This window comes from Methylobacterium sp. 1973 (assembly GCF_040545035.1).
Taxonomy (GTDB): domain Bacteria; phylum Pseudomonadota; class Alphaproteobacteria; order Rhizobiales; family Beijerinckiaceae; genus Methylobacterium; species Methylobacterium fujisawaense.
In genome coordinates this window covers 70,400-96,816 of the sequence record NZ_JBEPLA010000011.1, presented here as the reverse complement: position 1 = coordinate 96,816, position 26,417 = coordinate 70,400, and the positions used below count along the sequence as shown (strand labels likewise).

The following is a 26,417-nucleotide window of genomic DNA, read 5'->3' as shown; positions in this document are numbered from 1 at the left end:
GAATCGAGCCGGGCGCTCGGTCGCGCCGCCGCCGCACATAACAGTGCCCGGCACCGCCGCGGCTCCGGCCAGGCGATGTTTGGCGCGGCGGACTGATTCGGCCGGCGCCTATCTGGCCGTCTCCCGGGCGATCCCGGCAAGCCCGGCGTCGAACACGCCCGTGATGTCGGCGACCGCGTCGGCGTCGCTCATACCCTCGGCGTCGAAGGTCGCGCTCCAGATCACCGTGGACCCTTCACCGTTGGGGCGGACCGCCAGTGTCGCGTTGTAGGCGCGCACCGGCAGGGGGCCCTGGATGAAGCTGTAGCTGTAGCTCATGCCGGTCTCGTCGCGCGCGGTCTCGACTTCCGCGATCGTGCCCAGGCCGCCCTTGACGACGAGGCCGCGGATCTGCGCGCGGATGCCGTCGTCGTCGTCCTCGCCCGACAGGATGCAGCGCTGGACCTGCGGGTGCCAGTTCTGGATCGCGCAGAAATCGCCGATCAGGGCCCAGACGGCAGCCGGCGGGGCCGGGATGTCGCGGCTGCGGGTGACTTCCAGGGCGCTGGCTGGTCCGGCGGACAGGAGGGCCGCACCAATCGCCGTGAGATAAGCACGTTGCACGGTTCGGTCTCCTGGCGTTCGGGCTGACGTGACGCGACTTGGGGCGGAGCCGCCGTCGCGGCGAGTCCCCGTTGAAGGTGCCGTCGCGGGCTCGGTGTGCTACGTCGCGCGCATCTGGATCACCGGAGATGCCCATGGACGATCGCGCTGCGCCGATGCGGCCCGCGACCTGGAGCGGCCCCCTGCGGACGGTCCTGACGACCGGAGCCTCACTTCTGATCGGTCTGGTGGCGCCGACGCTCGCCGCCGCGGGGCCGGACCAATCCCCGCCGGCCACGCCCCAGCCCTTCGAGACCTGCCGGGCCGATCTGATCACCTGGGTCACGGCGCGGGCCGTGCCGCAGAGCCTCGCCGAGGCGCAGCTCGCCACCCTGACGCCCGATCCGGACGTGCTCGCCGCAACGCAGAGCCAGGGGGAGTTCGTCCGGCCGATCTGGGACTACATCGAGGCCAGCGTCACGCCGGCCCGCATCGAGGCCGGTCAGCGCAAGCTCGCCGAGCACGCCGACACGCTCGCGGCCATCGAGGCCCGGTACGGGGTCGACCGCCACATCCTGGTGGCGTTCTGGGGCGTGGAATCGAGCTACGGCGCCGTGCTCGAAAACGCGGCAGTGGTGAAGCCGGTCGTCCGCTCGCTGGCGACGCTCGGCTGCAGTGATCCCAATCGCGCCACCTACTGGCGCGACGAACTGACGGCAGCGCTCCAGATCCTGGCCTGGAACCAGGCGCCCCTCGACCGGATGCAAGCGGGGCTCACCGGATCCTGGGCCGGCGCCATGGGGCACACGCAGTTCATGCCCAGCGTCTACCAGCGCGAGGCGGTGGATTTCGACGGCGACGGACGACGCGACATCTGGACCTCGGTGCCGGATGCGCTCGCGTCGACGGCTCATTACCTCATCACCCACGGCTGGAAGCCCGGAGAAAGCTGGGGCGCCGAGGTGGCGCTGCCCGAGAATTTCGATGCGGCCCTCGCCGACGAGACGACGGTCCGCACCATCGCGGCATGGCGGGCGCTCGGCGTGAAGCCTGCGCGTGACCGCGCGATGCCGGACGAGGCCGAGGCGACCCTGGTCCTGCCCGCCGGAATCCGCGGCCCCGCGTTCCTGCTGCAGCCGAACTTCGCGGTGATCCTGCGCTACAACACGGCCCTGGCCTACGCGCTCACCGTCGCGCTCCTGTCGGATCGCCTGAGCGGCGACCCGGGCCTGGTGCACGACTGGCCGCGGGGCGACCGGCCGCTCACGGCCGACGAGCGGCGCGATCTGCAGACCCGGCTCACGGAGCGCGGCTTCGCCACCGGCGGGGTCGACGGCAAGATCGGCCCCAAGACGCGGGCGGCACTGCGCGCCTTCCAGGGGTCGATCGGATTGCCGGCGGACGGCTATGCCGACGCCACGCTGCTGGACCGGATCCGGGCGACGCCCTGAGTGGCGTCTACGCCAGGTAGGCGGGCTCGTCCCGGGCCAGCACCCGCTTGACGCTCTCCAAGTGCAGCCGCGCACTCTCGGCGCGTCCCGCCGCCTCCTGGGCCGCCACGTGCCTGACGATCGCCTCGGGCACGGTCTTGAGCGTGCGCCCCGTGCTCATGGCCAGGACCTGCGCCTGCGCGGCGCGCTCCAGATAGTAGAGATCGTCCCAGGCCTCCGCGATGGTCTCGCCCAGCACCATCACGCCGTGGTTCTTCAGGAACACCACGTCCGCCTCGCCGGCGCTCTCGGCGATCCGCCGGCCCTCGGACGCGTCGAGCGCCAGCCCGTTGTAATCCTCGTCCACGGCGATCCGGCCGTAGAAGCGCAGGGCCGTCTGGCCCGCCCATAGCAGCGGCTCGCCCTCCAGCATGGCGAGGGCCGTCGAATAGGGCATGTGGGTGTGGAACGCCGCCCGGGCGCGGGGCTTCAGCCGGTGCAACTCGGCATGGATGTGGAAGGCGGTGGCCTCGGGCTGACCTTCGCCCTCGACGACGTTGCCGTGGAAGTCGCAGAGCAGAAGGCTCGACGCGGTGACCTCCGCGAAGGCGAGGCCGTAGGGATTGACCAGGAACAGGTCGGGCCGCTCCGGCAGCACCGCCGAGAAGTGGTTGCAGATCCCCTCTTCCAGACCGTTCCGGGCGGCCCAGCGCAGGCAGGCGGCGAGGTCGATCCGGACGCGACGCACGCTGTCGGCGTTCAGGGGCTCGTTGCTGCGGGCGGGCGGGCTCCCCGGGGCGGTAACGGCGTGCGCCATGCGTGCGGGCTTTCCTGTGTCTCGGGATCGGGCCGGGGACTCGGCCGGTGCCGCACTCTATCTGCTTGCGCCCTTGAGCGCAGCCGATCTGCGCTCAGCTGCGGCCGTCGGTGACGCCGCCGACGAGGTTGAGGCCGAGCAGGAAGTCCGACGCGAAATCCGTGCGGATGACCGGCTCGCGGGACACCGCCTCGCGCAGGAGATCGCGCTCGGCGCGCCGCGCCGCGACCGCCTCCTCCACCGACACGCGCCGGAACGACAGGCGCGCCCCGCCCCGGACCTGCGCCAGCCGCCCGAGATCCGGTCCGATGACCGTGGCGATCTTCGGGTAGCCGCCGGTGGATTGCCGATCGGCCATCAGGATGATCGGCAGGCCGTTGCCGGGGACCTGGATCGCCCCCATGGCGACTCCGTCGGAGACGATGTCGTGGCCCTTGGCGTGCTTGAGCGGCGTGCCGTCGACGAAGCAGGCCATCCGGTCGCCCCGCGGCGAGACCGTCCAGGGACCCGCCAGGAAGGCCTCGATCTGGTCGGGGGCGAAATAATCGTCCTGCGGGCCCAGCACCACCCGGATCACCCGGCCGTCGCGGTCGAGCCAGGGGGCGACGAGCCGCTGCGGCGCCCCGTCCAGGGTCCGGCCCTCGGCGACGGGCAGGCGGTCGCCCGCAGCGAGGCCGCGCCCGTCGAGGCCGCCGAGCCCCGAGCGGGTATGGGTCGCCGCCGATCCGAGGACCGGCGCCACGTCGAGCCGCCCAGCGACCGCCAGATAGCCCCAGGCGCCCGCATCGCCGGCCCGCACGACGAGCCTCTGGCCGGGTTCCAGGGTGAGCGCGACCGTATCGGGCAACGGCACCCCGTCCAGCGCGACGCGGAAACCCGGCGCGAGCAGGACGATCCCGACGGGTTCGTCCTCCGCCGAGACGGTGACGCCGCCGGTGGAGATCTCGACGGCGGTGGCGTCGAGGGCGTTCGATGCCGCCCGGTTGGCGGCGGCGTGCATCAGCGGGTCCATGGGACCGGCGGCCGTGATGCCGTAGCGCAGGTAGCCGTGCCGGCCCCCGTCCTGCAGGGTTACGCCGGGTCCGGCGGACTCGATGACGAGGGCGGGCATCAGTGGGGCTCCCCGCGCCGGGCCACCGGCTCGCCTGCCGCCTCCCGGGCCGTCAGGGCGTCGAAGGTCGCGGAATCCACCGGCTCGAAGCGGATCTGGTCACCCGCGGCGACGAAGAAGCTCGGGTCGCGCTCGGGCGCGTAGAGACGGGCCGGCGTCGCGCCGAGCACGTACCAGCCGGTCGGCATCGGCACGGTCGCCACGGCGGCGAGACCCCCGCCGATCATGACGGCGTTGCGCGGATGCGGCGGCCGCGGGCTCGCGCGCCGGGGCACCGCCAGGGCCTCCGGCAGGCCGCCGAGATAGGCGAAGCCCGGCGCGAAGCCGTACATGTAGACCCGGAAGGTCGTGGCGGAATGGGTCGACACCACCGCCTCCGGCGACAGCCCGCTGCGCTCGGCGACCTGCGCGATGTCCTCGCCATGCGGAGAAGCGTAGCAGCAGGGCAGGGTCCACAGGGTCGGACTGGACGCGCGCGCGGTCGCGCCCGACACCAGCGCCCGGACCCGTTCGGCGAGCGTCGCGCGGTCGAGCACCAGCGGATCATAGTGCAGCATCAGGGAGCGGTAGGTCGGCACGCGCTCCCGCAGCCCCTCGGGCGGATCCGCCCCGAGGGCGTCGTCCAGCGCCAGGACCCGGTCGCTGATCGCCGGGTCGACCGTGCTGCCGAACTCGACCACGAGGGCCGCCTCGCCGGCGTCGAGAAGCCGGGGCTCCGCGACCGCGCTCACGGCCGGAACGGCGCCAGCGTGACGCCCGCGCCCTCCAGTCGGGTCCGCACCGCGCGGGCCGTGGCGACGGCGTGGGCGGAATCGCCGTGGACGCAGATCGAGCGGATCGGCGTCGGCAGCGTCCGGCCGTCCGCCGTGAAGATCGCGCCCGCCTCGACCATGCGCAGGACCCGGTCGGCCGCCTCGCCGGCATCGGTGATCATCGCGCCGGGCTGGCTGCGCGGGATCAGGAGCCCGGTCGGCGTGTAGCCGCGATCGGCGAAGATCTCCTGATGCACGTCGAGGCCGCAGGCTTCGCCCGCCGGCACCTGGGCGGTCAGCGCGATGGCGAGCAGCGCGAGGTCGCGGTCCACGGCACGGACGGCCCGGGCGATGGCGTCGGCCACCGGCCGCTCCTCGGCGGCGACGTTGGCCAGCGCCCCGTGCGCCTTCACGTAGGTGATGCGGTGGCCGGCATAGGCGGCCAGCGCCTGGGCGGCGCCGATCTGGTAGGCGACGAGCCGCTCGATCTCGTCCGGGCTGAACGGCATCCGCCGCCGCCCGAAGCCCCAGAGGTCGGGGAAGCCCGGATGGGCGCCGACCGCGACGCCGCGCGCCTTCGCCAGCGCGAAGGTACGGGCCATGATCTCGGGGTCGCCCGCATGGAGGCCGCAGGCGACGTTGGCCGAGGTGACGATCCCGAGGATCGCCGCGTCGTCGCCGCAGGCATAGGCGCCGTAGCCCTCGCCGAGGTCGGAATTCAGGTCCACGCTGGTCATCGCCGCCGCTCCGCGTGCCGATCGGGTCTCATAGGGCCGCAACGGGCTCCGGCTCGCTCGGATCCGCGCTGCAAGAATCGAGCGCGCGGCCCGCCGTCTCGGGCAACAGAAGCGCCGCGACGATCACGAGGCAATAGGCGCCCGCCGCCACGACGCCGATGGCGATGCCGAGTGTCAGCGAGCCGCTGAGATGGCCCACCACGGCCGGGCAGATCGCGCCCGTGGCGCGCCCGAAATTGTAGCAGAAGCCCTGTGCGGAGCCGCGGATCCGGCTCGGGAACAGCTCGCTCAGGAAGGCGCCCATCCCGGAGAAGACGCCGGAGAGGAAGAAGCCGAGGGGGAAGCCGAGGACCAGCATCACCGGATCGGTGATCGGAATCAGCGTGTAGGCCAGGACGAGGAGACCGGCGCAGAAGCCGAACAGGATGAAGCCCAGGCGGCGCCCGATGCGGTCGGAGAGCCAGGCGCTGGTCAAATACCCGACGAACGATCCGAAGATCAGCATCAGCAGGTAGCCGCTGGTGTTCAGGACCGAGAGGTTGCGCTCGGTCTTCAGGTAGGTCGGAAGCCACGTGGTCACCGCGTAGTAGCCGCCCTGCATGCCGGTCGCCAGCAGGCTCGCCAGCACGGTCCGGCCGATCAGCGGCCGGGAGAAGATGTCGAGGAAGCTGCCCGTATCTCCGACGTCCCGCATGGCGGCGCGCGTCTGCCGGTAGACTTCCGGATCCTCGATGTTGCGGCGGATCCAGAAGATCAGCACCGAGGGGAGGGCGCCGAGCCAGAACAGGATCCGCCACGCCACGGCGGGCTCCGCCAGGGCGAACACGGCCCAGAAGGCGATCGCCGCGCAGGCCCAGCCGACCGCCCAGCTCGACTGGACGAGGCCCACCGCCTTGCCGCGGTAGCGGGCCTGGATCGTCTCGGCGATCAGCACGGAGCCCACCGACCACTCGCCGCCGAAGCCGAAGCCCTGCAGCGCGCGGGTGACGAGCAGTTGCTCGTAGGAGTGCGTGAAGCCGCTGAGCACCGTGAACAGGGTGAACCACGCGACGGTGGCCTGCAGGACGACCACCCGGCCGTAGCGGTCCGCCAGGATCCCGGCCGCCCAGCCGCCGATGGCCGAGGTCACCAGCGCGGCGGTGGCGATGTTGCCGGCCTCGACCTTGGTCAGGCCCCAGACCACGACCAGCGTCGGGATCAGGAAGGTGTAGACCATGTAGTCGAACGCATCGACGCCGTAGCCCGCGAAGGCCGCGCCCAGCACCCGGCGCTCCGCCGGACTCGTGTCTTTCACCCACATGGCGCAACTCCTTGGCGGACAGGCCGTCATGCGGCCGGGAGGGTCACAGGAACGGCAGGTCGCGGTTGAGGAGGTCGGTGATCAGCATGTGACCGGGCGCGTGGGTGATGCAGAGCGGCAGCCGCGCCGCCATCGCCACCGCCTGGGGGGTGACTCCACAGGCCCAGAAGACCGGGAGCTCGTCGGGCTCGATCGGGACCGGATCGCCGAAATCCGGCCGCGCGATGTCGCGGATACCGATCAGGCTCGGGTCGCCGAGATGGATCGGCGCTCCGTGGACCGCCGGCATCCGGGCCGTGACCTGCACGGCCTTGATGGCGTCCGCCGCCTTCATCGGCCGCATGGAGACCACCAGGGGGCCGTGGAACGGGCCCGAGGGCCGTGTGGCGATGGAGGTCCGGTACATCGCGACGTTGCGGCCGAGGGCGACGTGGCGGAGCGGGATGCCCGCCGCGATCAGGCCGGCCTCGAACGAGAAGGAGCAGCCGAGGACGAAGGTGACGAAGTCGTCCCGCCACACGCCGGTCAGGTCGGGCAGCTCCGCCACGAGTTCGCCGCCCTCGTAGACGCGATAGCCGGAAACGTCGGTGGCGAGGTCGAGATCGGCGCCGAGCGTCGGAAGCGTGCGGGCGCCGGGCTGCGAGACGCCGAGGATCGGGCAGGGCTTCGGGTTCTGCTGGCAGAAGCGGTGGAAATCCTCCGCCATGGCCCGCGGCAGGATCATCAGGTTGCCCTGCGCGTGGGCGGGGACGAGACCCGAGGTGTGGCCCCGGAACTGACCCGCGCGAATCGCGCGCCGCGCTTCCGCCGCATCGGCGAAGACAGGTGCTGCGCCGTCGGCGCCCAGGTGCTGGCTCACCGCGATGATCTCCCTGGCTGGTTGTCGAGCGCCGGGCCGGCATCGTCGGCAGCCCGGATTCCGCAAGATCCCGATCGCTTCAGCGATTCATGTCCTGCCGCAACGATTTCATCGCGCCGCAGGGCACGCCAATCGTGATTGCGAATGAGGCGCGATAAACCAGTCTTATCGGCCGGCGGCCCAGCTTTCGGCCACGTCCTGGGCGAGGCGGGCCGCATCCGCCACGAAATGGTGGGCCGGCCGCTTCATGTGCATCGCCGTGAAGGTCAGCTCCGAGAGCAGCGGCTCGGCCGGCAGGACGCGGAGGGTGCCGGCGCGGATCTCGGCCTCGACCACCGCCGGCGGGATCACGCAGATCCCGAGGCCCTCGATGCCCATCTTCACGATGGTGGCGAGCGAGGCGCTGGTGTGGATCTGGCTCGGCAGGAGGTTCTCCTGCAGGACGAGGTCGCGCAGCTCGACATAGGGGCTGGTGTTGCGCGGGTAGGTGATGAGCGGATGGTGCAGGAGCGCGCCGAGGCTCAGGGGCGCGTCGCCCGGCAGCAGGCCCGGCGCGGCGATCCACGCGACAGGGGTGCTGAACAGGGCACGGTTGACGAAGCTCGGCAGGGTGATCGGACCCACGAGGAGTGCCAGATCGATCTCGTCGGCGACGAGGGCGGCCTGCATGTTCGGCGAGATGTCCACGGTGATGTCGGCGCCGATCCCGGGATGGGCGGCGCGCATGCGCTCGATGAAGCGCGACAGCCACAGATGGACGATCGTCTCGGACACGCCGAGCCGCAGGGTGCCCCGCGTGCGTCCGGTCTCGTGAAGGGCCGCGCTCATCTCGTCCTGCAGAGCCAGGAATCGCTCCGCGAAACCCAGGAGGAGACGCCCCCGCTCCGTCAGGGCGACGTCCCGGCTTCGGCGCTCGAACAGCGTGCCGTATTCATGCTCCAGGGCCGCGATGCGCTGGGAGACGGCCGGCTGGGTCGTGTTCACCTTCTCGCTGGCGCGGCGAAAGCTGGAGAGTTTCGCAACCCAGTAAAACACCTCTAAGCTGCGGAAATCCGCCATCCCGCGATTGTCCCGCTCCGCCGTCGTGGCCGATCATATCGCGCCCTCGCGCGCTGGCATGCAAGTTGTCGGCTGTCGCGTGTCGGCGCGGGATCACCCCGTCCTGCCGCGAGGTCCGCCCGCCCGCCCGGATGACAGCGGCGCGGTTCAGGGCGATGGAAAATCCGAAAGCCTGGCGCTCCCGTGGCGCTTCGGGCGGCATCGATTAGCGCAGGCGCGAAGCCTGAGGGCCTCGTGAAATCCCTTCCAGAGGCACCGACGAGGGCCCGACATCGCGAGCGCAATGGTCAGGTGTGGGCGCAACGGTTTCGGGTGGCCCCACACATGCGGAAACCCCGGGAGCGGAATGCTCCCGGGGTTTTGTCGACCTCGCGACCAGGTTGATCGGGCTGGGATGCAAGGGTCGAGCGAGGGGCATCGCCATCCCGCGGCGACCGGCATGCAGAGGACCAGTCCCATGCCAAGTCTCCGCGAGGGGCGATGGCCCCTCGAGTCACGCTCGGCTTAGTACGAGCCGAACTTGTAGTTCAGGCCGGCGCGGACGACGGCGAACTCGGTCTTGGCGGCGGCGCCGTTGAGGTAGGCGGTGCCGTTCGGGGGCAGGAGGTTGCCGTAGAAGACGCCGCCGGCGGAGTTCTTCTGGCGGTCGAGGCTGACGTACAGGCCTTCGACCTTCAGGGTGACGGCCGAGGAGCGGAAGAAGTTCAGGAAGGAGTCGGTGGGCAGGGCGTACTCGACGCCGCCGCCGGCGGCCCAGCCGGTGCGGAAGCTGTCGCGGAAGCGGTTGCCGGAGAAGTTCTGGTCGTCCTGGCCGGAGCCGTAGGCGAAGCCGCCGGTGCCGTACACGAGGGTGCGGTCGAAGGCGTAGCCGAGGCGGCCGCGGACGGTGCCGAAGTAGTCGAGGCCGTTGCCGCTGGTGGCGACGAAGGCGGGCGGGTTGGAGAAGGCGACGCCGGGGAAGCCCAGGAAGCTGTAGTTCTGGGTGGCGTTGGCGCGGCGGGCGAAGTCGACGTATTGGGCGTCGGCCTCGAAGCCGATCACCACGCCCGAGCCCGGCGTGAACTGGTAGTTGTAGCCGATCTGGGCGCCGCCCGAGAAGCCGTCGTTGTTGTTGCGGTTGTTGACGCTGACGACGCCCGAGGTGCCGGGGGAGTTGATCAGCGAGCCGCCCGGCAGGGCGTAGCTGGTGGTGTTGCGGCTGTTGGCGTCGAAGCCGTAGCCGGCGTTCACACCGACGTAGAAGCCGGTCCAGGTGAACACCGGCACCGGCGTGAACACCGGCGGCGGCGCAGCGCGGCGCGGCAGGTCGGCGGCAGACGCCGCAGCCGTGAGAGCGGTGAATGCAGCCAGAGAGGCCAGGATCTTGGTCATGTCCGTGTTGGTTCCGTTAGCAGCGTCTGCTGATCTCGACGTATCAGGCGCGCGATCGGGAAGATGTAGCTCGCCGGCAACACTTGGAAATTCGCGCGCGTCCCGATCTCGGCATCCTTAACGGTTCTATACCGCAGAAATGTTACTCAAAGACGAACAGGAAGATCTGTCGTCGTCTACGGGTTGTCCTCCGAGCCGCGGCGCGCAGGATTGCGCCGGCCTGCGTTTGGTCGGCGTGCCTGACCAAGCAGCCTGGAGGCCTGCGGCGAAGATTTTTGACGAAGACCTGCGCGGTGGCGCCCGGACGCACGTCGCCGGTGTCGCCCAGGGTCAGCCGCACGCCGTCCGTCCGCGGTCCGGCACGACGGCCCCTGGCGTACGTCTCGACGTACGCGGACGGATCGAAAGCTGCTCGATACGGTACGGCCACTTTGCGATTGCAGCTTTCGGGATCGGATCTCGTGGCGGCGTCGCGGGCCGCGGATGCGGCCGATCGCCGGCCGGCGGCGCCTCGACCCTGTCCTGCGGTCTCCGAAGCGCTGGGATAGAGGTGGGCGCCCCGCGATGACGATGCGCCGGGGTCGACTTACCGGCGCGGGGGCTGCGGTTCGAAGTCCAAACCGCATCTCTTCTCGACAGAGGCCTGCTCCAATGCCTTCACCGCTCCCTTGCGGCGCGTGAGTTCGGCGGTCTGATGGTTGTCGCCATCGATGAAGAGAAGGGCCGGCAGGACGATGACCGCACCGACTGTCGTGGCGACTTGGTCGCTGCGGCGCTTTTCATCCTGCGGCCCAACCGCCTGTGCCGCCCGCGCGGAGACCCGTCCCGCCTCTTCGCGGATCTGCGCACAGGTTAAATGGCTGAGCTGAATCGGCGAAACCGACGTCGCCGCGACCTTCACGTCGTAAGTTTCTGCGGAGATCCTTAAGATACGGTCCAAATATCGGCTATGGCGTCGTCTGCACAAATCGGCCGTTATCAAATTACAGGGACGCAAAGGACCGGACCTGAAATAGAAATTTATGTCGAAGAAAGTTTCGGCCGGGTCGATCTATCGCGATCGTGTGACCGATCGCACGGGTTGCACCGGGACGGTTGGACCGATGACGGATGACTTCCAGACAATGTTCGGGCCTCCGAGCGGCATTCCCGCGGCTCCTCGCCGGTTGCGACGCGGACTGTCGTTGCGCGGACCTCGATGGGCGGTCAGGCTCATCGAACATGGCGCGTGTCGAGGGGGCATATCCGGGGACGAATCGGAACGCCCCGGGCTTCGCCGTCGACCCGCCCGCCGGCGGCCCGCCCCTGCCGCTCCGTGATCGTTCGCGGCTCGATCCGGGCCGCCGGCGGGCGGGCGCCGCCTGCGGGATCGGACCTGAGCGCCGGACGCCCCGTTCCGCCCGGATCCCCTCGGCGTTCGGCGCAGCCCACCGCGGTTCCGCTGCCACCGATCCGGTGGCGCTGGCGTGACCGTTGCACCTGAAGGTCTCCATCGGCAAAGACCCTGCCGCGATACGTCTGCGAACGCATCGAAGCGTCTCGCGACCGAGAATGGACCATGACGCACCAATGCGCAGAGGTATCGGCGATCGGCCGCGGACGGCATCGATGAAGGCGGCCGACGAAGGCGATCGCGTGGGCGCCATCTGCCAAGCCCTGCGCCGGGCCATCGTGGAACGCGCGCTGGCCCCCGGCGACCGCCTGCCCGAGGATGCCCTCGGCGAACGGTTCGGCGTGAGCCGCACCATCGCCCGGCAGGCCCTGTTGCGGCTGGCCGGGGAAGGCCTGGTCGACCTCCGCCGCAATCGCATTGCCGTCGTGGCGACGCCGAGTTGGGAGGAGGCGCGTGACACCTTCGACGTGCGCCTCGGTCTGGAGCGGCTCGTGGTGCGCCGCCTCGCCGGACAGCTCAGCCCCGAGCAGCGTCAGATTCTGCTGGATCAGATCGCCCGCGAGGAGGCCGCCCGGGGCGGGCCCGAGGCGCTCTCGATCCGGCTCGCGACCGAATTCCATCTGATGCTCGCCGAGATGACCGGCAGCGCCGTGCTGACCCGGTATGTCGCCGAACTCGGCTATCGCTGCGCCCTGATCCTGTCCCTCTACAGCCGGCCGCATTCCTCGGACTGCGCCGTGAGCGAGCACCGCGACATCGTCGCCGCCCTGGTCGCGGGTGATGCCGAACGCGCCGCCGCGCTCATGGACCACCACCTCGATGCGGTCGCCGAGCGGGCGCGCATCGTGCCCCCGACCCCGCGCGAGCGCGATCTCGGACGCCTGTTGGCGCCCTACGTCGCGGGCGGCGGAGCCTGAGCCTTCGGCGTCAGGCCGTGAGGCCGTGCTTCGTCAGCAGACGCTCTGCGCTGTCGTTCCAGACCTCCATCCCGACGATCAGGCCGTCGCGCACGGTGAAGCGGTCGACGTAGCGGTTGCCCTCGAAGGGCGTGCCGTCCGGCCAGGCGCCGTAGAGCGTCCCGAGGCTGTAGACCGTTGTGACGCCGTCGCCCGGGACCACGTCCAGCCGCTCCATCCGCTTCTTCACCCAGGCGTAGCGCCGGGCATTGAAGGCCGTGACCTCGGACGGATGGTTGAAGACCCGCGCGCCGGTGAACACGATCCGGGTGCCCGGCGCCATGTAGCGGGCGGCCGTCTCGGGGTCCGGGACCATCGAGGCCTCGAGATAGGCGGTGACGTTGGCGGCGTCGCGCGCGGTCGCCGCGCTGTGGGTCACATCGGTCATGGCAGGCCTCCTGTCGGCCCTAACGTGCCGCAAAAGGCCGGTCCGTGCATGCAGGAAGTGTATGCACTTTGACACGTGATTGAGCACAATATGCCTCCGAGGGTGCACGCACGCGGCGCCGGGAGCGGCCGAGCACCGGAATCTCGCTGGCATGGAGGTTGCGGTCTTCTGGGGCGACCCGCCCTCGGAGACACGCCATGGCCTCCTTCCTGCCCCCGACCCTGCGCCGCTTCGCGGTGACGACGAGTGCGCTGCTCGGCCTCGCGGTCTCGACCGCGCAGGCGGCCGACACCGTCAAGATCGGCCTCGTGACCGCCCTGAGCGGCCAGTCCGCGAAATCCGGCGAGGCCATCTCCCGCGGGATCGGGCTTGCCATCGACGAGATCAACGCCAAGGGCGGGGTGCTCGGGCGTCCGCTCGAGCTGGTGGCCCGCGACGACGAGGCCAACCCGTCCAAGGGCGTGCTGGCGACCCGAGAGCTGATCCAGCGGGTCGGCGTCGTCGCGGTGGTCGGCGGCCTCGACACGCCGGTCTCGATGGCGATCGTGCCCATCGCCAACCAGATGAAGGTGCCGTTCATCGGCCCCTGGGCGGCCGGCACCGGCATCACCCGCAACGGTGCCGCCGACAATTACGCCTTCCGGGTCTCGGCGGTCGATGCCCTCGTCGACGAGGCGCTGGTCGCCTACGCGGTGAAGACCTACGGGGCGAAGAAGCCCGGCATGATCCTCGTCAACAACGCCTGGGGCGAGTCGAACCAGAAGGGCCTCAAGGACGCCCTGCAGGCGGCCAACCTCCCGGCGGCGGGCATCGAGAAATACGAGGCCAACGACGTCGACATGGTGCCCCAGTTGTCGCGGCTGAAGGAGGCCGGGGCCGACGCGCTGTTCCTCGTCGGCAATGTCGGCCCCTCGGCCCAGGTGGTGAAGTCCCTCGACCGGATGGGCTGGTCGGTGCCGGTCGTCTCGCATTGGGGGCCGGCAGGCGGCCGCTTCGACGAGCTCGCCGGCCCGAGCGCCGCCAAGGTCCACTTCATCCAGACCTTCACCTTCGCGGGCAACACATCGCCGAAGGCGAATACGGTGCTGGACGCGCTCAAGGCCAAGTACCCGGCGATCAAGTCGATGGCCGACGTCACCCCCGCCGTCGGCATCGCCAACGCCTACGACGCCACGCACCTGCTGGCGCTCGCCATCGAGGCCGCGGGTTCCACCGAGGGCCCGAAGGTCCGCGACGGCTTCTACAAGATCGGCACCTATCCGGGCCTGATCAAAACCTACGACAAGCCCTTCGCCCCCGGCCAACACGACGCACTCGGCCCGAACGACTACGTGTTCACCCGCTTCAAGGACGGTGAGATCGTCGCGGTGACCAACTGAGCCCCGCGATGCTGACCTCCATCCTCGTCAGCGGCCTCGGCCTCGGCAGCATGTACGGGCTCGTGGCGCTCGGCTTCCACGTGACCTACGCGGTGTCGGGGACCGTGAACTTCGCGCAGGGCAGCGTCGTGACCCTGGGCGCGGTCCTGGCCTATGCGCTGGGCGTCACCCTCGGCTGGCCGATGCCGGCCGCCATCGTCCTGGCGCTCGCCGGCTGCGCCCTGTTCGGCCTCGTGATCGAGCGGGCGCTGGTCCGTCCGTTCGTGGCCCGCGGCTCGGATGCGTGGCTCCTGGCGACGGTGGCGGGGGGCATCGTCCTCGACAACACCGTGCTGTTCACCTTCGGCAAGGAGCCGCGCAGCCTGCCCTCGCCGCTGGCGACGAAACCCGTTGAGATCCTAGGGACCGGCATCTACCCGCTGCAGCTCGTGATCCCGGTGGTCGGGATCGCGCTCGCCTTCGCGATCCGCACGGTGTTCCGCCGGACCGATCTCGGCCGCGTCCTCCTCGCCGTGGCGCAGAACGCCGACGCCGCCCGCCTGATGGGGATCGACGTGCGCCGCACCGTGGCCTGCGCCTTCGCGCTCTCGGCGGTGCTGGCCGGCATCGCGGGCCTGCTGATCGCGCCGCTCTTCTCGGTTTCGGCCGAGCTCGGCACGCTGTTCGGCATCAAGGCCTTCGCGGTGGCGATCCTCGGCGGCATCGGCTCCGCCACCGGGGTGATCCTGGCGGGGCTGCTCTACGGCCTCGTCGAGGCCGGCGTCACCGCGACCCTCGGCTCGACCTACACGCAGCTCGTGGTGTTCTCGGTGATCGTCCTGGCCCTCACTCTCCGCCCCGACGGCCTGCTCGGCCGCGCCGCGGTCAACAAGGTCTGACGCGATGCCGTACCTGCGCTCGGCTCCGGCGATGCGGCTTGGCATCGCCGGCCTCACCGCCGCCGCGCTCGGCCTCGTCGCGCTGACCGCGGGCTACAGCCACTTCGTGATCGCCCTCGTGGCGCTGACGACGGTGGCGGGGGTCGGCCTCAACGTGCTCCTCGGCCTGACCGGGCTGATCTCGTTCGGCCATGCCGGCTTCTACGCGATCGGCGCCTACGCGAGCGCGATCCTGACGCTCCACGGCGTCAGTTTCTGGCTGGCACTCCCGGCGGCGGCGCTGATCGCGGCGCTCGTCGGCGGCCTCGTGGCGGTGCCTGCGATGCGGGTGAAGGGCCCCTACCTCGCCATGCTGACGATCGCCTTCGGGTTCATTGTCGAGCACGGCCTGATCGAGGGCGGCGAGCTGACCGGCGGCCAGAACGGCTTGGTCGTCACGGACGCGCCGACGCTCCTCGGCGAGCCGGTGAGTGCGGCCGGGCTCGCGGTGCTGGCGGTGCTCGCGGCCGGCGCGAGCCTCGCCGGGTTCGACCTCCTCGCCCGCAGCCGCCTCGGCCGGGCGATGCGCGCCGTGCGCGACGCCGACGTCGCGGCCGCGGCGCTGGGCTTCGATCCGGTCCGGGTGAAGACCCTGGCCTTCGCGATCTCCGCGGCCCTGACCGGCCTCGCGGGCGCTGTCCTGCCGCCGCTGATGCTGTTCATCGCGCCGAGCTCGTTCCCGTTCTCGCAGTCGATCCTGTTCGTCCTGTCGGTGATCGTCGGCGGTGCCGGCACGGTGCTCGGCCCGCTCCTCGGGGCGCTCGTCACCGTGCTGCTGCCGGAGGCGCTGTCCGGCCTCGCCGAGTACCGCCTGCTGTTCTTCGGGGTCGCGACCCTGGCGGTGCTCTGGCTGGTGCCCTCGGGGCTGGTCGGCAGCCTTGCCCGGCTGCTGCCCCGAGGCCGCGACGCGCCGGCCGCCGGGGACAGCGAAGAGGTGTCGCTGCCCGGCACGACGGCGCGCGATCCCATGGTCCTCGAGGGCATCGGCATCCGCTTCGGCGGCATAACGGCTGCGGAGCGGGTCGACCTCACCGCCCAGCCGGCGGCGGTCACCAGCGTGATCGGCCCGAACGGGGCCGGCAAGACCACCGTGCTGAACATGATCTCGGGCTTCTACCGCCCGACCGCCGGGGCGATCCGGCTGGGCGGACGCGACCTCGCCGGACGGCCGGCCCACGTCGTCGCCCGCGCCGGCATCGCGCGCACCTACCAGACCACGCGCCTGTTCGGCTCGCTCCCGGTGGTGGACAACGTCGCCCTCGGCTTCGCGCCGGGCCGGCTGTGGCGCCGCGCGCGGGCGCAGGACCGCGCGACGGCCGCGTCGCTCCTCGCGTTCGTCGGCTACCGGGGCGCCCTCGACCGCTTGGCCGCCGAATTGCCCCATGTCGACCGGCGGCTCGTGGAGATCGCCCGGGCGCTCGCCGGCGGCCCCACGGTGCTGCTTCTCGACGAGCCCGCCGCCGGCCTGTCGCGGGCCGACACCGACCGGCTGGCCGGCCTGATCCGCCGGATCGCCGACAGCGGCGTCGCGGTCGTCCTGGTCGAGCACGACATGCCGCTGGTGATGGGCATCTCCGACCACATCCTCGTCATGGATGCCGGGCGCCCGATCGCACGCGGCACGCCCGCCGAGATCCGGCGCGACCCGGCCGTCCTGCGCGCCTATCTCGGCGGCGCCGACACGCCCGCCCGGCCGCGAAGCACGCCGTGGCAGGGGCCGGCGGATGCCGTCCTCTCCGTCCTCGACCTGACGGCCGGCTACGGCGCCGCGCCCGTCCTCGATGGCATCCATCTCGACGTGCGGCCGGGCGAGACCGTCGCCCTGCTGGGCGCCAACGGCGCCGGTAAGTCCACGGCCATGCGGGCTCTCGCGGGACTGCTGCGCCCGGTGGCGGGATCGATCGTGTTCGACGACCGGCGCGTCGAGGCGCTGCCCGCGCACCGGATCGCCCGCAGCGGCCTCGTCCTGGTACCGGAGGGCCGACAGGTCTTCCCGGAGCTCAGCGTCGTCGAGAACATCCGCCTCGGCGCCTTCGGACGCGGGACGCCGATCGACCCGGCCGAGGTCGAGCGCCTGCTCGACCGGTTCCCGCGGCTGCGGGACCGGGCAGCGAGCCGGGCGGGCCTGCTCTCAGGCGGCGAGCAGCAGATGCTGGCCATCGCCCGCGGGTTGATGGCGCATCCGCGCATCCTGCTCCTCGACGAGCCGTCGCTGGGCCTCGCCCCGGCGATGATCAACGCCCTCTACGCTACCGTGGCCGAACTGCGCGACGAGGGCGTCACCATCCTGATCGTCGACCAGATGGCCGCGCTCGCCCTCACGGTTGCCGACCGCGGCTACGTGCTGGAGCAGGGCCGGGTGGTCGCGCGCGGAACCGCCGCGGCACTGTCGGCGGACAAGGGGCTGGAAGCGGCCTATCTCGGTGCGGCGTAACAGGGTCTCCACATGGACACGAATGCGGGCCACGGCCGCTACAGCTTCAGCGCGCTCCCGGACCGGCCGGTCTACGACTGGCCGGAGGGCAAGCGCCTCGCCGTCTATGTCGGGCTGAACCTGGAGACCTTCGCGTTCGGCGAGGGCCTGGGCGCCGAGCTGGCGCCGGGCGGCCCGCAGCCGGACGTGCTCAACTACGCGTGGCGCGACTGGGGCAACCGGGTCGGCGCGTGGCGGATCGCCGAGATGCTGGACGCCCTGGCGATGCCCGCGAGCGTGCTGGTCAATAGCAACCTCTACCGGGACTGCCCCGGGCTGATCGAGGCGTTCCGCGCCCGCGGCGACGAGATCGTCGGCCACGGGCGGACCAACGCGGAGCGGCAGGGCACCCTCGACGAGGCCGCCGAGCGGGCCCTGATCGCCGAGACGACGGCGGTGATCGCCGCGCAGGAAGGCCGCCCGCCTTCCGGCTGGCTCGGCCCCTGGATCTCGCAGTCGCGGGTGACGCCCGACCTGCTCGCCGAGGCAGGCTACCGCTACCTGCTGGACTGGGACCACGACGACCAGCCTACGTGGTTCTCGACCCGCAACGGCGGCCGGATCCTGACGGTGCCGTACCCGCAGGAACTCAACGACATCCCCGCCATCGTCGCCCGCAAGGAGACGGGTCGCCAGTTCGCGGACGCCATCGTCGACGCCTTCGACGAGATGTTGGAGCAGTCCCGGCGTGCGCCCCTCGTCATGGGCATCGCGCTCCACCCCTACATCGTCGGACGACCGCACCGGCTGCGGCCCCTGCGGCGGGCGCTCCAGCACATCGCCGACCACCGCGGCGACATCTGGCTCACCACCGCCGGGGCGATCGCCGACCACATCGTCGCGCAGGAGGCCGGGCCGCGCTGACGCGGTCCCAGTCCGGACCGGAGGGCCTCAGAGCACCTGCGAAAGGAACCGGCGCGTGCGCTCGTCCTGGGCGGAGGCGAAGAAGGTCGCGGGCGGGCCGTGCTCGACGATGACGCCGCGGTCGGTGAAGTAGATGTGGTCGGCGACGTCGCGGGCGAAGTTCATCTCGTGCGTGACGAGCATGCAGGTCATGCCCTCCTCGGCGAGTTCCCGGATCGTCACCAGCACCTCTTTGACCGTCTCCGGATCGAGGGCGGCGGTGACCTCGTCGAACAGCATCACGTCCGGCCGCATCGCCAGCGAGCGGGCGATGGCCACGCGCTGCTGCTGGCCGCCGGACAGCTCGCCGGGATAGGCGTTCTCCTTGCCGGCCAGCCGGACCTTGGCGAGGAGCGCCCGCGCCCGCGCCTCGACCTCGCGCTTCTCCTGACCGAGGACGTGGATGGGAGCCATCATCACGTTCTGCAGCGCGGTCTTGTGCGGGAACAGGTTGTATTGCTGGAACACCATGCCGACCTTGCGGCGCAGCGCCAGCTTGTCGAGCCGCGGATCGGTGACGTCGGTCCCCTCGACCTCGATCGAGCCCGCGGTGACCGGCACCAGCGCGTTGATGCAGCGGATCAGCGTCGACTTGCCCGAGCCCGAGGGGCCGATGATGCAGACCACCTCGCCCTTGCGGACGTCGAAGCTGATCCCCTTCAGCACCTCGAACGTCCCGAAGGACTTGTGCACGTCGGCGATGCGGACGATCGGCTGATCGGGCGTCCAATTCGGGGACGGGGTTTCGGCCAGGGTCGCGCGCGTCATGGTTTCAACGGGTCTCGAAGCGGCGTTCCAGGGCGGCGGTGAACCGGTCGATCGGGTAGCAGTAGAGGAAGAAGCAGAGCAGGGCGAAGCCGTAGAGCGGGGCGAACAGCTCGGGGCGGCCGCCCTCGGCGGCGTGCACCTGTGCGGTCAGCGTCAGCATCTCGGTGACGCCGACGATCGACGCCTGCACCGTCGCCATCGCGATCAGCGAATAGACGTTCATCCAGGGCGGCAGCATCCGCTTTGCGCACTGGGGTAGGATGATGCGCCACATCGTCTGCCGACGGGTGAAGGCCAGCGACTCGGCGGCCTCCCACTGGGTGTTCGGCACCGAGCGCACCGCGCCGCGGACGATCTCGGCGACGTTGGCCATGACCGGCAGGCTGAAGCCGAAGGTCGCCTTCACCCAGTCGGGCAGCGGCACGCGCAGGCCGAACACCGTGATCTGGAACGGCACGAGGAACATCACGAAGAACAGCAGCACCAGCCAGGGCACGTTGCGGAACACCTGCGTGGCGCACCACGCGAGGCGGGGCAGGATCCGCCCCTCCGCCAGCATGGCCAGCCCGAGCCCGATGCCCGCCACCGTGCCGATCGCCATCGCCATCAGCGAGATCGCGACGTTGAAGGCGAAGCCCGTGAGCAGGAGCGGCGCCCACTTGATCACGACCTCCAGCGGCGACAGCGCGGCGGCCCCGCCCTGCGCCCAGGCCGGGACGGCGACGAGGGCGAGCCCGGCGAGCAGCCAGAGATGGGCCGGGCGCAGGCGCGACGCTGCGCGGTCCTTCGGGAGCGCGAACGGCAGGAGGACCGGTAGGTCCCCCGGTCGCTGGCCCTGCGAATCTGGGGCGCTCATCGGCCGTATCCCGGGATGCGCAGGGCGCGCTCCCAGCGGTGCATGATCCAGACGAGCACGCCGACGAGGACCGCGTAGGTCGCGAGCAGCACCAGCATCATCTCCAGGACGTTCTGCGACTCGGACCAGATCTGCTTGACCGCGTACAGGGTCTCCGGGACCGCGATGGCGTAGGCCAACGTGGTGGTCTTCAGGAGGTTGATGAGGTTGTTGTTCAGGGCCGGCAGGCACACGCGCAGGGCCAGCGGCAGGACGACGTACCGGTAGGCCTTGAAGCGGGTATAGCCCAGGGCCTCGGCGGCCTCGATCGTGGTCCGGGGCACGGCCTCGATGCCGGAGCGGAAGATCTCGACGTTGAACGCGCCCGCGAACAGCGACAGCGAGATGATCGCCCACTGGACGTTGTTGAGGATCGGCGCGCGCAGGCCGTCGGCCGAGCGGATGTCCGGGAGCAGCGTCCCGAGGCCGAAGTAGAAGAAGAAGATCTGCACGAGCGGCGGCGTGTTGCGGAACACCACCACGAAGCCGTTGACCAGCGCCCGCAGGACGCGCGACGGCCCGCTCTGCAGGAGCGCCCCGACGGCGCCGATGACGAGGCTCGCCAGGATGGTGCTGATCCCGAGGAGCAGCGTCATCCGCAGGCCGGCCACGTACCGGTCCCAGTCGTAGGGATCGTAGAAGATTGTGAAGTTGAAGCCCGTGGTCTCGTAGAGCTGCTGGAACCACGCCTGGATCGTGGCGATCATCGCGGGTGAACGCCCGGCTTCGTCGTGCAGGCGCGCATCAGTTGGTCGCGTTCTTGTACTTCTCGTACATCGCCTTCGAGTAAGCGGTCGGCTCGATGCCCCACTTCTTCTCCTCGTTGACAATGAAGCCGGTCTTCATCCAGTCCTTGGTGGCGTCCTCGACCGCGGCCTGGAGCGTGGTGTTGCCCTGCGCCACCGCCATCATCCACGGGGCGTCGAGGATGCCCTTGAGCGGCAGCGCGTAGTTGGCCTTCCAGTCGTCGTCGAGCAGTTTACCCTGCAGCATGCTCTGGTCGTAAACGTAGCCGATGCAGTTGCCCTGCTTGAGCGCGAAGAGCGGCTTCTCGGATCCGTCGAAGGCGACGATCTCCGCCCCGTAGGTCCGCGCGACGTCCTTGTTGTACCAAGCCCCCGAGGTGGCGCAGACCGGCTTGCCCTTGAGCTGCGCCCAGTCGGTGATCCCGGACGACTTGGGCAGTAGGACGTTCACGAAGTCGGAATAGTAGTTCGGGTCGATCGCCTGGACGACGCGGCGGCGCTCCGGCTTGTCCGACAGGGTGGCGATCAGCAGATCGACCTTGCCCTGCTGCAGGAACTCGATCCGGTTGGCCGAGACGACCGGCACGAGTTCGAGCTTCACGCCCAGGCGCTTGGCGAGGTCGGCGGCAAGGTCGGGCTCGAGGCCGATAATCGTCCCACTCGGGTCGCGGAAGCCGAACGGCTTGTAATCCGCCTTCACGCCGACGATCAGCGTCCCGCGCTTCTTGATCGCGTCGACGCCGTCGGCGGCCGTGGCCCGGCCGGGCAGCGCGACGGCCGAGAACGCCGCGAGCGCGGCCAGCGCACCGGTCGTCAGAAGGGTGCGGATCGTGAGGCGCATCGGATCTTTCCTGCTCGGGTCAACCGATCTTGGCATGGTTTCTAGCAATCCACGAGCCATTAGCCGGCGCATCAACTGAAACGTGCCAAGGCGAAGGGCGTGAGATCGACTGTGCCGCCGGTCCCGGCCAGTTCTGCCGCGACGGCCTCGCCGATGCCGGCCGAGTGCTTGAAGCCGTGCCCCGAACAGGCGGAGACCACCGTGACCCGGTCCATCGCGGGATGCCGGTCGATGATGAAGCCGCGGTCGGGGGTCACCGTGTAGACGCAGGCCGCGGCCTGGACGACCTCCGGGGTCGCGCCGGCCACCCGGTTCGCGACGCGCAGCCGGTACATCTCGGCGGATTCGGACAAGTCGACGCGGCGCTCCACCCCGTCTGCACTGGTAATGGTGTCGTACTGCTCCGTGGCGACCTTGATGGACCCGTCGAGCGGCGGGAAGCCGTAGAGGTATTCGGTGTCGCCCGTCCCGTACATCCAGATGAAGACCGGCGAATGCGGCCCGTAGGCGGTCTCGTCCGCCAGCGCGTACCAATGCAGGAGCTGACGGCGGACGGTCAGGAGCCGGTCGAATGGGCTCCCGAGCAGCGGGGCCGTCCAGGCGCCCGCGGCCACGACGGCGCGGTCGGCCAGGATGGTCCCCTCCGCGGTGTCGATACGGACGCCGCTCCCGTCCTGCTGCAGCCCGACCACCGCGCAGTTCGTGCGGATCTCGGCGCCCGCGGCCCCCGCGCGGCCGAGCTGCACCGCGAGGCAGCGCTCCGGGAACACGTAGCCGCCGCCCGGCTCGTAATAAGCCTTCTCGTCGCCCGCGAGGTTGAGGAATTGCGGGAACCGGCGGGCCACCGCCGCACCGTCGAGCACCTCGTGGGCGATGCCGGCCCCCTGTGCCGCGCTAATCGAGCGTCCGACGAAATCCGGCTTCCCGTGATGGGACGAAGTGCCGTGGCCGGGTGCCATGACGAGGGCGCCGCAGGCGTTCAGCAGGGTCTCGCCGGTCTCGGCCTCCAGCTCGCGCCAGATGCGGTGCGAGGCGGTGACGAAGGGAACGTAGTCGGCGCCCTCACCGACCGCCTGCCGGGTGATCCGCGTCTCGCCGTGGCTGGACCCAAGCGCGTGGGGCGGCGCGAAGCGGTCGAGCCCGATGACCGCGGCGCCCCGCTTCGCCAGCTGGTAGAGCGCGGCGCTGCCCATCGCGCCGAGTCCCAGAACGGCGACGTCGTAGCGGCGGCTCACGGCCGGCACTCCTGGAGGCTGCCGGGACGGGACGCCGCCGCAGCGCGGAACGGGGGCAAGTCGGCAGGTCGAGGCATCCGGAGGCGGTCTCGCGCGGCACGGGAAGACGACACACAGGATGATGGATGCCACGCATCGCGTTTGACCAGGACGGACGGTTTCTTGCACGGCTGAGCCGTGTGAGGCCGGAGAGCGCTGGCGGAATGGCTGCAGAGACCGCGGATTCACCGCAGGAGATCGGCTTCATCCTCGTGCCCGGCTTCGCGCTGATGTCGTTTGCCTCGGGCTGCGAGCCGTTCCGCGCGGCCAACGATCTCGCCGGGCGGCCGCTCTACCGGCTGCGCTACTTCGGCGAGGCGGAGGGCCGGGTCGCCGCCTCGTCGGGCGCGGAGGTCCCCACCGAGGCGCTGCCGCGCCAGCGCGGCCATCTCCATACCCTCTTCGTCTGCGCGGGCGGCGAGCCGACCGGGTGGGACAGGCCCGAGATCCACGCGACCCTACGGCGGATGGCTCGGCTCGGCGTGCGCATCGGCGGCATCTCGGGCGGTCCCTACCTGATGGCCGCGGCGGGCCTGCTGGCCGATCACGCGTTCACGCTGCACTGGGAATATGCCGGCGCCACGGTCGAGACCTTCCCGGACGCGCGCCTGAACCGGGCGCGCTACGTCGCCGACGGCGATCGCCTGACCTGCGGCGGCGGCGTCGCGCCCCTGGAGATGGCCCACGCCTTGATCGCCGAGCGCATGGGTGAGGCCTTCGCCCGCCGCGTCTCCGACTGGTTCCTCCACACCGCCATCGGCGCCGCCGACGACCCGCAGCGGGCCTCCGCGGTCGAGCGCTATGGAATTCACCATCCGGCCCTGCTGACGGTGCTGGAGACGATGGAGAAAACGGTGGAGGCGCCGCTCGGCCGCCTCGCCATGGCGCGCCTCGCGGCGATCAGCCCGCGTCACCTCGACCGGCTGTTCCTCGAGAAGCTCGGCTTGAGCTTCTCGGCCCAGTACAAGGCCATCCGCCTCGCCCATGGACGGCGTCTGCTGCGCCAGAGCCCGCTCCGGATCGGTGAGATCGCAACCGCCTGCGGGTTCGCGAGCGCGGCCCATTTTGCCCGCTGCTACCGGTCCCAGTTCGGCTGCAGCCCGTCCGCGGAGCGAGCGTGACGACCGTTCGGGCAATCCGAGCGGTCAGTCCCGGGCGTCCGGGAGAGCCTTCGGATCGGCGGGATCCTCCCGGCGCAGCGCGACGCCGCTGGTGCCCTGGGCCAGCATCGCCCGCAGCAGCGCCTCCATCTGCCCGGCGGCCGCCTCGACCGAAAGGCCGCCCTCCCGGATGTTCGAGATGCAGTTGCGCCGGGAATCGGCTAGCCCCGGCTCCGGGCCGAACGTCACGTAGCAGCCGAGGCTGTCCGAGGCTGACAGGCCGGGCCGCTCACCGATCAGCACCACGACGCAGCGCGCCCCGAGCCGGGCCCCGATGGGATCGCCGATCGCCACCCGCCCCTGGCTCGCGACGACCACCGGGGCGAGGCTCCAGCCCGCCCGGCGCACCCGCGCCGCGAGCGCCGCGGCGGCGGGGACCGCGTTCAGCGCGACCGCCGTGGCCGAGAGCCCGTCCGCGATCACGATGGCGACGTCGAAGCCCGGCCCGTGCCCGTCGAGCACCGTGGCGGATTCCGGAGCGAGGCTGCGGCCCCGGTCCGGCCGGCGCAGGTACTCCGTCCGGTCGGACGCGGCGGAGCGGACCTCGACCGACTCCAGGCCCTGGGCCCGCAGAGCTGCGCCGATCGCGGCCGCGTCGAGGGGCGTCCAGACCGCCTCGCGGGCGCGGGCATGGTCGAGGCCGAAGGCGAGCGCCGCGCCGGTGGGAAGGCCGGCGCCGTGCGCGCCCAGGGCGATGCGGGCCTGGGTCAGCCCGCGCAGATCGCGCAGCGTCGGGGTGCCCGCGTGGGCCGGCTTGGCCGGCTTGGCCGGGTCGCTCACGCGGCCCGCCCGGGCAGGAGCCGGGAGGCCGCGGCGAGGGCCGGGGGCAACTCACCCGTGGCGCTGGTGAGCCGGCCCTGCGCGTCCGTGATGCGCACGTCGCGCAGCCACGCCTCGAATTCCGGGGCTGGCGGACGGCCCAGGGTCTCGCGGGCGAAGACCGCGTCGTGGTGGGACAGCGACTGGTAGTTCAGCATCACGTCGTCCGCCCCCGGCACGGTGATGACGAAGTTGACGCCGGCCGCGCAGAGCAGGGTCAGGAGCGCGTCCATGTCCTCGCCGTCGGCATCGGCATGGTTGGTGTAGCAGACGTCCACGCCCATCGGCAGGCCGAGCAGCTTGCCGCAGAAGTGGTCCTCTAGCCCGGCCCGGATGATCTGCTTGCCGTTGTACAGGTATTCGGGGCCGATGAAGCCCACGACCGTGTTGACGAGGAGCGGGTTGAACTCGCGCGCCACCGCGTAGGCGCGCGCCTCCATGGTCTGCTGGTCGACGCCCCAATGGGCGTCGGCCGAAAGGGCCGAGCCCTGCCCGGTCTCGAAATACATGACCTGGCCGCCCGCCGGGCAGCGGCCCAGCGCCCGCGCCGCCTCCGAGGCCTCGCGCAGGACGGCGAGGTCGACGCCGAAGCCGGCATTGGCCTTCTGCGAGCCCGCCACCGACTGGAACACGAGATCGACGGGCGCGCCTTTCGCCATGGCCTCGATCGCCACGGTGACGTGGCCGAGGCAGCAATGCTGGGTCGGCACGTCGAGGCGCAGCCGCAGGGTCTCCAGAAGCTCGACGATGCGGATGTAGTCCGGCAGGGAATCGGTGGCCGGATTCACCCCGATGACCGCGTCGCCCGAGCCCATCAGCAGGCCGTCGAGGGCCGAGATCAGGATGCCCTCGGACGAATCGGTCGGATGGTTCGGCTGGTTGCGGGTGGCGAGGCGTCCGGGCAGGCCGATCGTGGAGCGGAAGCGCGTCACCACCGGCCGCTTGGCGGCCACCGCGACGAGATCCTGCAGCCGGCAGATCTTGGAGACCGCCGCGACCATCTCGGGGGTGAGGCCGGGCGAGAGGGCGGCGAGCGCCCGCGCGTCGGCGGCGGGGGAGAGCAGCCACTCGCGGAAGGCGCCGACCGTGAGGGACGAGACCGGCGCGAAGGCCGCCGCGTCGTGCCGGCGGGCGATCAGGTCGGAGACCTCGTCCTCCTCCGAGGGGATCAGCTCCTCGGCCAGGAAGGTCTTGAGCGGCAGGTCCGCCAGCGCGATCTGCGCGGCCAGGCGCTCGACCGGCCCGTCGGCGCAGAGGCCGGCGAGCTGGTCGCCTGACCGCTCCGGCGTCGCCTTGGCGAGCAGGCGGCGCAGGTCGGGGAAGGTGAAGCGTGTGCCTTCGATCGTCGTCGCGTAGGCCATGGCGGGCGCTCCCGGCGCGCTGTCGGACGTCAGGGAACCCGATCCTGCAGCATGTCGAGGCCGCCGGGGAGCGGGAACGGCACCGCCATCGGCGAAACTGACGCGTTCCGTCCGGGATCGCGCGCG

Annotated in this window: 25 protein-coding genes; 7 read left to right on the top strand and 18 right to left on the bottom strand. The window is 71.1% G+C overall.

From position 1 onward, the window contains the following. Positions 1–108: 108 nt before the first annotated feature. Positions 109–603: an SRPBCC family protein gene (locus tag ABIC70_RS20470; protein ID WP_279900536.1), complete on the bottom strand. Its 495-nt coding sequence runs from the start codon at positions 601–603 to the stop codon at positions 109–111. Positions 604–737: 134 nt separating this feature from the next. Between ABIC70_RS20470 and ABIC70_RS20465 the strand changes: the two genes are divergently transcribed. Further along, positions 738–2,033 (top strand): lytic murein transglycosylase, encoded by a 1,296-nt coding sequence (locus tag ABIC70_RS20465; protein WP_354440888.1) that lies wholly within the window; start codon positions 738–740, stop codon positions 2,031–2,033. Between the two features lie 7 nt (positions 2,034–2,040). Here the strand turns inward: ABIC70_RS20465 and ABIC70_RS20460 are convergent, their stop codons facing one another. The 9 genes from ABIC70_RS20460 to ABIC70_RS20420 form a co-directional block, all read right to left on the bottom strand. After that, entirely contained in the window at positions 2,041–2,829 is a 789-nt protein-coding gene (locus ABIC70_RS20460; RefSeq protein ID WP_354440886.1) for an aldolase, read from the bottom strand. 94 nt (positions 2,830–2,923) lie between these two features. Next, the gene (locus ABIC70_RS20455) at positions 2,924–3,940 is read right to left on the bottom strand and encodes a 5-oxoprolinase subunit C family protein (protein WP_354440884.1); all 1,017 of its coding nucleotides are present in this window, start codon (positions 3,938–3,940) and stop codon (positions 2,924–2,926) included. After that, positions 3,940–4,671 carry a 5-oxoprolinase subunit B family protein gene (locus ABIC70_RS20450; protein ID WP_043354799.1) on the bottom strand — a complete coding sequence of 244 codons (732 nt, stop codon included), beginning with the start codon at positions 4,669–4,671 and terminating at the stop codon, positions 3,940–3,942. The genes ABIC70_RS20455 and ABIC70_RS20450 overlap by 1 nt, the downstream gene beginning before the upstream one ends. After that, positions 4,668–5,429: a LamB/YcsF family protein gene (locus tag ABIC70_RS20445; RefSeq protein ID WP_278305816.1), complete on the bottom strand. Its 762-nt coding sequence runs from the start codon at positions 5,427–5,429 to the stop codon at positions 4,668–4,670. The genes ABIC70_RS20450 and ABIC70_RS20445 overlap by 4 nt, the downstream gene beginning before the upstream one ends. A 28-nt stretch (positions 5,430–5,457) precedes the next feature. Then, entirely contained in the window at positions 5,458–6,729 is a 1,272-nt protein-coding gene (locus ABIC70_RS20440; protein WP_053609469.1) for an MFS transporter, read from the bottom strand. 43 nt (positions 6,730–6,772) lie between these two features. Beyond that, a complete protein-coding gene (locus tag ABIC70_RS20435) occupies positions 6,773–7,594 on the bottom strand; it encodes a putative hydro-lyase (protein WP_502916035.1) in 822 nt (273 codons plus the stop codon). 159 nt (positions 7,595–7,753) lie between these two features. Continuing rightward, on the bottom strand, positions 7,754–8,647 hold the full coding sequence (locus tag ABIC70_RS20430) for a LysR family transcriptional regulator (RefSeq protein ID WP_354440879.1): 894 nt from the start codon (positions 8,645–8,647) through the stop codon (positions 7,754–7,756). A 504-nt stretch (positions 8,648–9,151) separates the two neighbouring features. Continuing rightward, positions 9,152–10,018, bottom strand: a complete 867-nt coding sequence (locus tag ABIC70_RS20425) for an outer membrane protein (RefSeq protein WP_043758726.1) — start codon at positions 10,016–10,018, stop codon at positions 9,152–9,154. A 586-nt stretch (positions 10,019–10,604) separates the two neighbouring features. Beyond that, positions 10,605–10,919: a hypothetical protein gene (locus ABIC70_RS20420; RefSeq protein WP_354440877.1), complete on the bottom strand. Its 315-nt coding sequence runs from the start codon at positions 10,917–10,919 to the stop codon at positions 10,605–10,607. A 707-nt stretch (positions 10,920–11,626) separates the two neighbouring features. On the opposite strand from ABIC70_RS20420, the gene ABIC70_RS20415 reads away from it, so the two are divergent. Continuing rightward, on the top strand, positions 11,627–12,328 hold the full coding sequence (locus ABIC70_RS20415) for a GntR family transcriptional regulator (RefSeq protein WP_043389194.1): 702 nt from the start codon (positions 11,627–11,629) through the stop codon (positions 12,326–12,328). 10 nt (positions 12,329–12,338) lie between these two features. On the opposite strand, the gene ABIC70_RS20410 is transcribed toward ABIC70_RS20415, so the two are convergent. After that, positions 12,339–12,755: a nuclear transport factor 2 family protein gene (locus ABIC70_RS20410; protein ID WP_354440875.1), complete on the bottom strand. Its 417-nt coding sequence runs from the start codon at positions 12,753–12,755 to the stop codon at positions 12,339–12,341. Positions 12,756–12,952: 197 nt separating this feature from the next. Between ABIC70_RS20410 and ABIC70_RS20405 the strand changes: the two genes are divergently transcribed. Genes ABIC70_RS20405 through ABIC70_RS20390 form a run of 4 tightly spaced genes read left to right on the top strand, consistent with a single transcriptional unit; the run spans position 12,953 to position 18,388 of the window. Continuing rightward, the gene (locus ABIC70_RS20405; protein WP_043758721.1) at positions 12,953–14,134 is read left to right on the top strand and encodes an ABC transporter substrate-binding protein; all 1,182 of its coding nucleotides are present in this window, start codon (positions 12,953–12,955) and stop codon (positions 14,132–14,134) included. A gap of 8 nt (positions 14,135–14,142) precedes the next feature. Beyond that, positions 14,143–15,012: a branched-chain amino acid ABC transporter permease gene (locus ABIC70_RS20400; RefSeq protein ID WP_354440873.1), complete on the top strand. Its 870-nt coding sequence runs from the start codon at positions 14,143–14,145 to the stop codon at positions 15,010–15,012. A gap of 4 nt (positions 15,013–15,016) precedes the next feature. After that, positions 15,017–17,485 carry a branched-chain amino acid ABC transporter ATP-binding protein/permease gene (locus tag ABIC70_RS20395; RefSeq protein ID WP_354440871.1) on the top strand — a complete coding sequence of 823 codons (2,469 nt, stop codon included), beginning with the start codon at positions 15,017–15,019 and terminating at the stop codon, positions 17,483–17,485. A 12-nt stretch (positions 17,486–17,497) separates the two neighbouring features. Next, positions 17,498–18,388, top strand: coding sequence for a polysaccharide deacetylase family protein (locus ABIC70_RS20390; RefSeq protein ID WP_354440869.1), 891 nt, complete (start codon positions 17,498–17,500; stop codon positions 18,386–18,388). 27 nt (positions 18,389–18,415) lie between these two features. Here ABIC70_RS20390 and ABIC70_RS20385 read toward each other — a convergent pair whose 3' ends face one another. The 5 genes from ABIC70_RS20385 to solA form a co-directional block, all read right to left on the bottom strand. Beyond that, positions 18,416–19,195: an amino acid ABC transporter ATP-binding protein gene (locus tag ABIC70_RS20385; RefSeq protein WP_354440867.1), complete on the bottom strand. Its 780-nt coding sequence runs from the start codon at positions 19,193–19,195 to the stop codon at positions 18,416–18,418. Positions 19,196–19,199: 4 nt separating this feature from the next. Further along, positions 19,200–20,051: an amino acid ABC transporter permease gene (locus ABIC70_RS20380; RefSeq protein ID WP_053611263.1), complete on the bottom strand. Its 852-nt coding sequence runs from the start codon at positions 20,049–20,051 to the stop codon at positions 19,200–19,202. Continuing rightward, positions 20,048–20,797, bottom strand: coding sequence for an amino acid ABC transporter permease (locus ABIC70_RS20375; RefSeq protein WP_053611262.1), 750 nt, complete (start codon positions 20,795–20,797; stop codon positions 20,048–20,050). Before ABIC70_RS20375 ends, ABIC70_RS20380 begins: the two co-directional genes overlap by 4 nt. 37 nt (positions 20,798–20,834) lie before the next feature. Next, a complete protein-coding gene (locus ABIC70_RS20370; protein ID WP_043348808.1) occupies positions 20,835–21,677 on the bottom strand; it encodes a transporter substrate-binding domain-containing protein in 843 nt (280 codons plus the stop codon). A gap of 71 nt (positions 21,678–21,748) precedes the next feature. After that, positions 21,749–22,912, bottom strand: coding sequence for an N-methyl-L-tryptophan oxidase (gene solA / locus ABIC70_RS20365; protein ID WP_274926906.1), 1,164 nt, complete (start codon positions 22,910–22,912; stop codon positions 21,749–21,751). A gap of 203 nt (positions 22,913–23,115) precedes the next feature. On the opposite strand from solA, the gene ABIC70_RS20360 reads away from it, so the two are divergent. After that, positions 23,116–24,072, top strand: a complete 957-nt coding sequence (locus ABIC70_RS20360; RefSeq protein WP_354440864.1) for a GlxA family transcriptional regulator — start codon at positions 23,116–23,118, stop codon at positions 24,070–24,072. A 24-nt stretch (positions 24,073–24,096) separates the two neighbouring features. Here ABIC70_RS20360 and eutC read toward each other — a convergent pair whose 3' ends face one another. Both eutC and ABIC70_RS20350 read right to left on the bottom strand, forming a co-directional pair. Beyond that, on the bottom strand, positions 24,097–24,891 hold the full coding sequence (gene eutC, locus ABIC70_RS20355; protein ID WP_354440862.1) for an ethanolamine ammonia-lyase subunit EutC: 795 nt from the start codon (positions 24,889–24,891) through the stop codon (positions 24,097–24,099). Then, positions 24,888–26,291 (bottom strand): ethanolamine ammonia-lyase subunit EutB, encoded by a 1,404-nt coding sequence (locus ABIC70_RS20350; RefSeq protein ID WP_354440860.1) that lies wholly within the window; start codon positions 26,289–26,291, stop codon positions 24,888–24,890. The genes eutC and ABIC70_RS20350 overlap by 4 nt, the downstream gene beginning before the upstream one ends. Positions 26,292–26,417: the final 126 nt, after the last annotated feature.

Excerpts from the sequence above, each read along its gene's own strand:
- ABIC70_RS20460 (WP_354440886.1), bottom strand. The coding sequence starts at position 2,829 with ATGGCGCACGCCGTTACCGCCCCGGGGAGCCCGCCCGCCCGCAGCAAC.
- ABIC70_RS20415 (WP_043389194.1), top strand. The coding sequence starts at position 11,627 with ATGAAGGCGGCCGACGAAGGCGATCGCGTGGGCGCCATCTGCCAAGCC.
- ABIC70_RS20405 (WP_043758721.1), top strand. The coding sequence starts at position 12,953 with ATGGCCTCCTTCCTGCCCCCGACCCTGCGCCGCTTCGCGGTGACGACG.
- ABIC70_RS20395 (WP_354440871.1), top strand. The coding sequence starts at position 15,017 with ATGCCGTACCTGCGCTCGGCTCCGGCGATGCGGCTTGGCATCGCCGGC.
- ABIC70_RS20455 (WP_354440884.1), bottom strand. The coding sequence starts at position 3,940 with ATGCCCGCCCTCGTCATCGAGTCCGCCGGACCCGGCGTAACCCTGCAG.
- ABIC70_RS20360 (WP_354440864.1), top strand. The coding sequence starts at position 23,116 with ATGGCTGCAGAGACCGCGGATTCACCGCAGGAGATCGGCTTCATCCTC.
- ABIC70_RS20350 (WP_354440860.1), bottom strand. The coding sequence starts at position 26,291 with ATGGCCTACGCGACGACGATCGAAGGCACACGCTTCACCTTCCCCGAC.
- ABIC70_RS20445 (WP_278305816.1), bottom strand. The coding sequence starts at position 5,429 with ATGACCAGCGTGGACCTGAATTCCGACCTCGGCGAGGGCTACGGCGCC.
- ABIC70_RS20400 (WP_354440873.1), top strand. The coding sequence starts at position 14,143 with ATGCTGACCTCCATCCTCGTCAGCGGCCTCGGCCTCGGCAGCATGTAC.
- ABIC70_RS20430 (WP_354440879.1), bottom strand. The coding sequence starts at position 8,647 with ATGGCGGATTTCCGCAGCTTAGAGGTGTTTTACTGGGTTGCGAAACTC.
- ABIC70_RS20385 (WP_354440867.1), bottom strand. The coding sequence starts at position 19,195 with ATGACGCGCGCGACCCTGGCCGAAACCCCGTCCCCGAATTGGACGCCC.
- ABIC70_RS20440 (WP_053609469.1), bottom strand. The coding sequence starts at position 6,729 with ATGTGGGTGAAAGACACGAGTCCGGCGGAGCGCCGGGTGCTGGGCGCG.
- ABIC70_RS20465 (WP_354440888.1), top strand. The coding sequence starts at position 738 with ATGGACGATCGCGCTGCGCCGATGCGGCCCGCGACCTGGAGCGGCCCC.
- ABIC70_RS20370 (WP_043348808.1), bottom strand. The coding sequence starts at position 21,677 with ATGCGCCTCACGATCCGCACCCTTCTGACGACCGGTGCGCTGGCCGCG.
- ABIC70_RS20390 (WP_354440869.1), top strand. The coding sequence starts at position 17,498 with ATGGACACGAATGCGGGCCACGGCCGCTACAGCTTCAGCGCGCTCCCG.
- ABIC70_RS20425 (WP_043758726.1), bottom strand. The coding sequence starts at position 10,018 with ATGACCAAGATCCTGGCCTCTCTGGCTGCATTCACCGCTCTCACGGCT.
- ABIC70_RS20380 (WP_053611263.1), bottom strand. The coding sequence starts at position 20,051 with ATGAGCGCCCCAGATTCGCAGGGCCAGCGACCGGGGGACCTACCGGTC.
- ABIC70_RS20410 (WP_354440875.1), bottom strand. The coding sequence starts at position 12,755 with ATGACCGATGTGACCCACAGCGCGGCGACCGCGCGCGACGCCGCCAAC.
- ABIC70_RS20375 (WP_053611262.1), bottom strand. The coding sequence starts at position 20,797 with ATGATCGCCACGATCCAGGCGTGGTTCCAGCAGCTCTACGAGACCACG.